At 61.3% G+C, this 8,854-nt stretch carries 7 protein-coding genes; all 7 read left to right on the top strand.

Annotated elements, in window-relative coordinates; translation table 11 throughout:
• Nucleotides 1-49 precede the first annotated feature (49 nt).
• The 7 genes from lon to VLU25_08280 all read left to right on the top strand — a co-directional run bounded on the left by lon (nt 50) and on the right by VLU25_08280 (nt 8,580).
• Entirely contained in the window at nt 50-2,443 is a 2,394-nt protein-coding gene (lon, locus tag VLU25_08310) for an endopeptidase La (GenBank protein ID HSR67932.1), read from the top strand.
• Nucleotides 2,436-2,909 (top strand): universal stress protein, encoded by a 474-nt coding sequence (locus VLU25_08305; protein ID HSR67931.1) that lies wholly within the window; start codon nt 2,436-2,438, stop codon nt 2,907-2,909. The genes lon and VLU25_08305 overlap by 8 nt, the downstream gene beginning before the upstream one ends.
• Nucleotides 2,906-3,478, top strand: a complete 573-nt coding sequence (locus VLU25_08300) for a DNA-3-methyladenine glycosylase I (protein HSR67930.1) — start codon at nt 2,906-2,908, stop codon at nt 3,476-3,478. The genes VLU25_08305 and VLU25_08300 overlap by 4 nt, the downstream gene beginning before the upstream one ends.
• 362 nt (nt 3,479-3,840) lie before the next feature.
• Complete coding sequence (locus tag VLU25_08295; GenBank protein HSR67929.1) at nt 3,841-5,352, top strand: di-heme oxidoredictase family protein; 1,512 nt, start codon at nt 3,841-3,843, stop codon at nt 5,350-5,352.
• Between the two features lie 205 nt (nt 5,353-5,557).
• Nucleotides 5,558-7,087 (top strand): ankyrin repeat domain-containing protein, encoded by a 1,530-nt coding sequence (locus VLU25_08290; GenBank protein ID HSR67928.1) that lies wholly within the window; start codon nt 5,558-5,560, stop codon nt 7,085-7,087.
• A gap of 813 nt (nt 7,088-7,900) precedes the next feature.
• Entirely contained in the window at nt 7,901-8,167 is a 267-nt protein-coding gene (locus VLU25_08285; protein ID HSR67927.1) for a hypothetical protein, read from the top strand.
• A complete protein-coding gene (locus tag VLU25_08280) occupies nt 8,164-8,580 on the top strand; it encodes a PIN domain-containing protein (GenBank protein ID HSR67926.1) in 417 nt (138 codons plus the stop codon). Before VLU25_08285 ends, VLU25_08280 begins: the two co-directional genes overlap by 4 nt.
• The last annotated feature ends 274 nt before the right edge of the window (nt 8,581-8,854 follow it).

Raw genomic sequence — 8,854 nt, 5'->3', positions numbered from 1 at the left:
GCTCCCCTTGTAAAGAGAGGTCAATACCTTCAGACTGTGGGGCAGTCCGATGAACGAACATTCGCGCGAAGGCCGGCTGCCCTTGTTGCCGGTGAAGAATAATGTCCTCTTTCCCTACTTGCTGATGCCCCTCTCGGTGGGGCGTCCTCAGTCGATCGCCGCCGTGGAAGCGGCCGTGGAGAACGCCGACAAGGAACTTGTCGTGGTGGCCCAGAAGGACGGCGAGGTCGAGGCTCCCCGGTTCCGCGACCTCTTCAAGGTGGGGACGCTGGCTCAGATCAAGAAAATCGCCCGCAGCGATGAGGAAGCCTTCGTGGAGGTCACGGTTCAGGGAGTCGAGCGCATCGACCTGCTCGAGCTGACCGATTCGGGCCCCTATCTGGAAGGACGCTACTCCCTCAACCCCATCGATGCCGAAGTCACTCCCGAATGCGAGGCTCTTCACCGCGAAGTGCTCGACTTGACCGGAAGGGCCCTCTCCTTGGCCACTCCCCAAGCTCCAGCCGAACTGGGACAGTTGTTGGGAAGCACCGACGATCCTCTGCGCCTGGTCTTCCTGCTGGGTTCGCTGATCAGCCTGGGATTGGAAAAGGAGCAACGGCTGCTGGAGGCCGAAGACCTGCAAGAAACCCTGCATCTGATGTACGAGTACCTCAAGCACGAGGTGGAGGTGTTGGAACTGCGCCGGCAGATTTCCTCTCAGGCCAAGAGCGAGATGAGCCGGGAGCATCGCGAGTATTTTCTGCGCCAGCAAATGCGCGCCATTCAGGACGAGTTGGGCGAGTCCGACTCCGAGGAAGCCGAAGTCAACGAGTTGCGGGAGCGCTTGGAGAAGGCCGATCTGCCCGAGATCGCGCAGCGCGAAGTGGAAAAAGAGCTTTCCAGGCTGACCCGCCTGAGCATCGTCAGCCCCGAGTACAACGTGGTGCGCAGTTATCTCGATTTCGTGCTGGAGCTGCCCTGGTCCGTGGCTTCCAAAGATCAGCTCGAGATCGCCCGGGTGCGCTCGGTGCTCGATCAGGACCACTTCAACCTGACCGAGGTCAAGCAGCGCATTCTGGAACACCTGGGCGTCCTCAAGCTCAATCCCGGCGCCAAGGCTCCCATCCTCTGTTTCGTGGGGCCGCCCGGCGTGGGCAAGACCTCTCTGGGCCGCTCCATCGCCCGCGCCATGGACCGCCGCTTCGAGCGGCTCAGCCTGGGGGGAATGCATGACGAGGCGGAGTTGAGAGGCCATCGCCGCACCTACATCGGGGCCATGCCGGGACGCATCCTCAACGCCATTCGCCGCTCCGGGGTCAACAATCCCGTCCTCATGCTGGACGAGATCGACAAACTGGGACGCGATTTCAGGGGCGACCCCGCTTCAGCCCTGCTGGAGATTCTCGATCCCGAGCAGAACCGCGATTTTCGCGACAACTACCTCGATTTGCCCTGGGATCTTTCGCGGGTCTTTTTCATCACCACCGCCAATACGCTCGACAACGTTCCGGCGCCCCTGCTGGACCGCCTTGAGATTCTGCGTCTTTCCGGCTACAGCGCCGAAGAAAAAATCCAGATCGCGCGCCGCTTTCTCATTCCGCGACGGCTCAGCGAAGCCGGGCTGAGGCGCAAGGACCTGGTGATCGAAACGCGGGCCCTGCGCCGCATCATTACCCGCTACACCCGTGAAGCCGGCGTGCGCCGCCTGGAACAGGCGCTGGGACGATTGGCCCGCAAGGTGGCATTGCGCTTCGCCGAGGGCGACCGCAAGCCGGTCCGCGTCAAGTCCAAGGATTTGGCCGACATGCTGGGGCCGGAAAGATTCTTCCAGGAAGAGGCCCGCAAGAAGCTGCCTCCCGGCGTGGCCACGGGTCTGGCCTGGACGGAGGCCGGCGGCGACGTGCTCTACGTCGAGGCCACCCGCCTTCCTCAGGCCAAGGAGCTGAAGCTGACGGGCCAGTTGGGCGACATCATGAAGGAGTCGGCCCAGGCCGCGCAGAGTTATATCTGGTCGCATTCTTCAGGTCTCAAGATCGACGAAAAGCTCTTTACCGAGGCCGGAGTTCACGTCCATGTGCCCGCCGGAGCCATTCCCAAGGACGGGCCCTCGGCAGGCATCACGCTGGCCGTGGCCATGGCCTCCCTCTACACGGGCGTGCCGGCCCGCGCTGACACCGCCATGACCGGCGAGGTCACTTTGACCGGATTGGTGCTCCCGGTGGGCGGAATGAAGGAAAAAATCCTGGCCGCGCGCCGCGCCCGCTTGCGCCGGGTCATCCTTCCCAAGGAAAATGAGAAAGACCTGAAGGATCTGCCTGACCGCTTGGTGAAGGAAATGGACTTCATTTTCGTGGGCCGGGTGGAAGAAGTCCTGGAAGCCGCTTTCGAGTCCCGCGCCCGCTCCGCCTCCAAGCGCTCCAAAGGCAGAAAGCAGGCCCAAAAAGAGGTGAAGCATGCCTAACGTCAAACGTATTCTGGCGCCCACTGACTTTTCAAGCGCCTCTCTGGTCGCGGTCGACCAGGCGGCGCGTCTGGCCCGCGAGTTCGGCGCGGAGCTGGTGCTTCTCTACGTGGTGCCCCCCATTCCCACCTTGCCGGCCGACATGAACTACACCTTCCAGACTCCCGACTACAACGACTCGCTGCAAAGCGCCGCCGCCGAGAAGCTGGCCGAACTGGAAGCCGAGCATGTGCCGGACGGCATCCCCGTGCGCCGCCTGATCTGCTTCGGCGATCCCGCCGGAGAGATCGTCAAGGCCGCCCAGGACGAGCACTGCGACTGGATCGTCATCTCGACTCACGGCCACACCGGCTGGAAGCACCTGGTATTCGGGTCGGTGGCGGAAAAAGTGGTGCGTCTGGCCCGCTGCCCAGTCCTCAGCATCCGCTGCGCCGACGACAAGAAGAAGGAGAAGGCATCGGCGTGAAGAAGATTACGCGCTGTTGCTGGGCGCCTCTCGACGATCCGCTCTACCTGGAGTACCACGACCAGGAATGGGGCAAGCCCGTCCACGACGACCGCGTTCTCTACGAATTCCTGCTGCTGGAGAGCTTTCAGGCCGGGCTGAGCTGGGCCACCATTTTGCGCAAGCGCGAGAACTTCCGGCGCGCCTTTCACGGGTTCGATCCGCACCAGATCGCCCGCTATGACGACTCCCACGTGGCCCGGCTGCTCCAGGACGCCGGCATCGTCCGTCACCGCCAGAAGATCGAGTCGGCCATCAACAACGCCCGGCAGCTTTTGGATATTCAAGAGCAGAGGGGAAGCTTCGACAGCTATATCTGGGAGTTCGTCGACGGCTCCCCCATCCTCAACCAATTCACTACCCTGGCCGAGATACCGTCCAGGACCGCCATCTCAGACCGCATGAGCAAAGACCTGAAGCAGAGGGGATTTCGCTTTTTGGGCTCGACCACCTGCTACTCGTTCATGCAGGCTTGCGGATTGGTCAACGACCATATTCTTGCCTGTGCTTATCGCCATAAGCCCGGATGACTAAAAACAAGACACAGCAAGAGCAAACAGAAAACAAGTTTGATCTATCATATTGATATGCAATCTACGATGCTCCTGCCGACATTCCGCGACAAGCCTTCATGGTGATCAAAAAATAGCATCGGGTATTGTCTTATCACCTAGGTTCTGCTACCCTTCTCGGTAGAACTTTCTCGGCTCGGGTAAAACTGGCAGGCTCGCTGTGTGTAACGGTTGACCTCTCTAAGCTTGAGCCGAGTCTGCGGCTGTGAAAACCTAACGAGTTACTCGGCTAGCCGAGCATTGTTGCTCTCTGCCTTTCGCCCGAACAGGCGGTCTTTTCACTGCCGGAACTTTCAACCTTTTCAGGGAGGTTTCCCTAAATGTTCCGCAAATTGCTACTGTTTTCCTTCCTACTGACCTTTTTCGCCGTCGGGTTGGCTGTAGCTCAGATCGACCAGCCCAACCTGCCGGACGGGAAGACCCACGCCCAGGTGATTCAGGCCCTTCAGCAGGGTAAGCTGAACGAGGTGCGCCAACGCGGTTTAGCGGTCTTTTCCACACCCTTCCATACGGCTGACGGACTTGGCGACGGTCCTTTCGATCCCGCCGAGACCGACACCCGCGCCTTCGGCATGCGTCCGACCTTGCAAGGTAACGGTACCTTCTTGAGGGTCAACGGACTGGATGCCCAAAGCTGCAACGAGTGTCACACCATTGTCAGCAACGCCTTCAATCCGCCCGTTCTCGGCTTTGCCGGCGTCGGCGGAGCGGTTCAGAACGCCATCATCATGCCCTCGCTGATCGATGTGGCCGATTCGGCCGATGATCGTGTCAGCTTCGTGGCCGGACATGACCCGTCCTTGCCCCTGGTATTTGATGGCGAAGCCGACTACAACGGTCGTTTTGCCAATCCGCCTTTCCTTTTCGGCGGCGGCGGCGTCGAGCTGCTGGGCAAAGAGATGACCATGGACCTGCAAGCCCTGCTTGACGTGGCCCAGACCTCTCCCGCTGGAACCGTGGTGAACCTCGACACCCACGGCGTCAACTTCGGTTTCATCACCAGCCTGGGCGGCGGTGACGTCAACCTGGACGACGTCGAAGGCATCGGATTCACTCCCGAGAAGAACGAGGAGTGCGCAGACCACATCGGGTGCTCGCCTGAGGATGTGCTCGTCGTTCGTCCCTTCGGACGCAAGGGCGAAAACTTCTCCATGCGCGACTTCGACCGCGGCGCCATGCAGTTTCACTTCGGCATGCAGCCGGTTGAGGTTGTGGGTGCCGGCGTCGACGCCGACGGCGACGGAGTCGTCGACGAAGTCACCATCGGCGAGATGAGCGCCCTGCACGTCTTCGACGTGACCAATCCCCGTCCCAAGATGGACAGCCTGACCCAGCAAGCCGAGAACGGCTTCGGCCACTTTGTCAGCCTGGGATGCTCGGGATGCCACATCCCCGTGATCGAGACCTACGGCCAAACGGTGCCGCTGGCTCATCCCGAGGTTGCCGACGATCCGACAGCCAACGTCTACGCCAACATCGACTTGAAGAAAGCCGGTTTCAAGGCGGGTCCCAACGGCGGCGTCCTGGTTCCTCTCTTCGCCGACCTGAAGCGCCACAACATGGGCCCGGGTCTTGAAGAGGACTTCGAATTCGGCGAAATCCCCAACACCGATTTCACCACCGCCCGTCTGTGGGGCATCGCCGACACGGCGCCCTACATCCATGACGGTCGCGCCACCACCTTGTTCGAGGCTATCGAAGCTCACGGCGGCGAAGCGCAGTCCATTCGCGACGCCTTCCTGGCTCTGAGCGAGACAGACCAGCGAGAGGTGCTGGCTTTCTTGGGCAGCCTGAGGGTGCCTGACAAACCAAACGAGAGCCTGGTGCCCTAACGGCCCTCGCTGTGATTCGACAGGTTGAATACTGATACGGCCTCCTCCCACATCGCGCCTCTCGGGCACGGTAGGATGGGAGGAGGCCGTTTGCCGCTGGACTGTGCGAGAATAAGCCGCGGGAGCCGGCGACAGGTCGCCTGATTGATTGATTGATGGGTTCGCCCCGCCTCCGGCTGGGGGCGTTCGTGTTAGGAGTTTGCCGATGAACCGCAAGGCGATTGCAGCCTTGGCGCTGGGTGTTCTTGTCATTGCGGCCTTGCTGTGGCTCGTGCGGGGCCGTCTTGGCAGCGACGGTCCGCAGCCTGGCAGGCAATCCGGTCTGCCGGAAGAACCGGCGCTGAGCCAAGCCGTACTCTCGGGAGAGGCCGAGCAGGTTGAATCCCTGCTGGTGGGCGGCGAAGATCCCAACCGGACGGGCGTGCACGCGCGCAGCCCCCTTATGCATGCCGCCTCCATGGGCCGCGCCGATCTGGCTGAGATGCTTTTGCAGGCCGGCGCCGACATTGCCCACGCCGACGACTCGGGAAACACGGCCCTTTTCTTCTTCCCGCCCCAGGACGACCCTTCGGTGGTGGAACTGCTGATCAGCCGGGGCGCCCAAGTCAACCGCCGCAACAAGGCCGAGTGGACGCCGCTGGTGGGGGCCTCTCTGCTGGGGCATAGCGGCATCGTGCGCTATCTCATCGAGCAGGGTGCCGAGGTGGAGGAAGTTCCCCAGGCACTCATCCAGGCCTGCCTCAGGGATCGGCCCCGGACCGCCGAGATCCTGATCGCGTCGGGCGCCCCGGTCAATCCCAAGCTGCGGGACGGTCGGTCGCTGCTCCATCACGTTGCCCAAGACGGTCTGGTCAATGTCGTGGACCTGTTGCTCGATCATGGCGTGCAGGTCGATTTGACGGCACCGGAAGGGAGTTGCTGCCCTGGGCAGACGCCTCTCATCGCCGCCGCCGCCAAGGGGCACAGCGAGGTTGCCGAAACCCTGCTCGAACGGGGCGCCAAACCCGACCGCTGGGATGGAAAGGGCTGGACGCCCCTCCACCTGGCCGTGCGCGGCGGGCACATCGATACGGTGCGCAAGCTGCTGGACGCCGGCGCTTCGGTCGATCCCGTGGCCCGCGAGGAGTCGAGGGCCACGCCCCTACTGCTGGCCGTTACCGGCGGACTGGAAGAGATCATCCAGGTGCTGCTTGAAGAAGGAGCCGATCCCAACTCGCGCAACCGTCATCAGGTCACTCCGCTGATGGCCGCCTCTTTCCGCGGTTTTCCCGACATTGCCCGCACCCTGCTGTCCCACGGCGCTCAGCTCGAGGCGGTTAATCAGGACGGCAACACGGCCTTGCTGATGGCCGTTTTCAAGCGGCATCCAGAGGTCGTGAAGCTGCTGCTCGAGCAAGGGGCCAGGATCGATCTTGAAGCCCGCATCAAGGGTTTCGGGACGGTGGCTCCGCTGATGCTGGCGGCCGGCCGCGGCGACTTTGAAATCGCCGAAATGCTGCTGGAGCGGGGTGCCGACACCAGCCTTCCCAACCCGATCGAGGACCAGGGCAACCTGACGCCTCTCATGATGGCGGCCTGGAGGGGCGATCAGGAGATGGTCGACCTGTTGCTGCGCCACGGCGCCGATCCCCAACTCGACCTGGGCGACGGCCGCACCGCCGCCGATTGGGCCAAGAAAGGCGAACACCCCGAACTCGAAGCCCAACTCCGCCAATCCGGTCCCCAGACCGACTGAGGTCTAGGCAGGTAGTGTTCGGCGTTATCTCGCGCTTTTCAGAGGGCGTGGCAAAAGTCCCCGATATGAGAGCTTCGAAGGTCCGTTATTCCACCCTTTCAGGGTTCGCGCGGCTAGTGTTCCGTAACCCAGGGTGCCGCTCAGCCGCATGGCGGCTTCGCTTTACCCTGGGCTGACGAATCTCTCCCCTTCAGGGATCTCGAACTTCGCCATTGGTACTTCGGACTTCCCCAGCCCCGCCGGCTCGGAGGTCTGCGCTGAAAACAGTTGACTTGGGCGACAAGTCCGGGCTCGCTGAAAGCGAGCGATTCGTTTAGCCCAGGGTACAGCGAGGGCGCGAAGCCGCGAGCGGCACTCTGGGTAATGGGAGCACTTCTAAAGAAGCCCTTCTATGGGGTGGAATAACGAGCCTTCGAAGTGTCATGTTGAAGACTTTTGCGACACCCTCTGAAAGGGTGGAATAACGTCCTTCGGAGTCATCATATTGAAGGTTCTTGTTGGTTGGACATGAGCGGGCTTCAGAGCCGCTATCAAGTCAGCGTCTTGAGTGGCGCGAGGGACGCCGTAAACCGAACTCGCCAGGGAGCCGCTACCGCATACTGGATCGGCAGCCGGTCCATTGCGGCAACGACTCGAGCCCCCACGAATAGCGGCTCGGGGTACATCAGTAGCCTTTCTTTCTCCACGTCCCAGCCGAAGGCCTTCAGCATCAACTCCGGGGCGCTCAACAAGGTCGGGGACGGGGGCAGGAAATATTGGGGTCGGTGACAACTGCCTTGTACCTAATGTACGATCAGGGGGAAGAGGTGAGACATGACTATCACAGTTGAATTGCCTGATGATGTCGCCGCAGCTCTGGAAAAAGCCGCTAAAGCCCATGGGCTTACGGCGGAGCGTTGGTTGCACCGGATTATTGAGGAGAAGCTGCGCCTGGAGGGTATTGACAACGATCGGCCTGTCTCAGAGATGATTCGAGATCTATGGGCCGATATGCCGGACGATGTCCGGGCCAAGCTGCCCAGCGATGGCGCCAGCCAAGTCGATCACTATGTATATGGTTTGCCGAAGAGAGACGAGTGAGAGCCGTTTTCGCCGACACTTTTTACTGGGTCGCCCTGACCAACCCTGGTGATAGCAGTCATGCCCAGGCCTTGACCTTTGACAAGACCGTGCTTGCGGAAGCTGAAATCGTCACGATTGACGAGATCCTAATCGAATTTCTGACCTTCTTCTCGTCTGACCCTTGGCTGCGCAACCGTGCGGCCGTTACTACGACTGCCCTTCTTCGCAAGCCAGGCGTTCGTGTTTTGCCTCAGAACCGCGACTCCTTCCTCGCCGGTCTGGAGCTCTACACGGCGAGGCCTGATAAAGGCTACAGCCTCACCGACTGCATCGCCATGCAGACGATGCGCCGCCATGGCATCATGGAAATTCTGACGAACGACAGGCACTTCTCTCAAGAAGGCTTCCGTGCGCTTTTTGTTGATGCCTAGGCAAACTCCGCCACGACCACGATTCGCCTGGATTAGTCAAGGGGGCTGGGCAAGGCGATAGTCGGGTGATGAAATGCTTCTGGTTGTCCGCCTTGGCGGTTCTTCGAGATGACCTCAGCTACTTCAACAAGAGCGGGCCGCCGTCGGTGGAGAGGGCCGGGAGGGTGCTTTGGCTTTGCTCCACAGCAGAGGCCTTCGATGATCGTCAAGCTTGCAGGATCTCGACGCCGGTTCCGGTGAGGAAGGAGGGAACGCTGACCAAATGAAGATATCT

This window comes from Acidobacteriota bacterium, assembly GCA_035471785.1.
Classification (GTDB): domain Bacteria; phylum Acidobacteriota; class UBA6911; order RPQK01; family DATIPO01; genus JANQFM01.
Note: the sequence above shows the minus strand (reverse complement) of the source record. Positions and strands in the feature narration are given on the sequence as shown.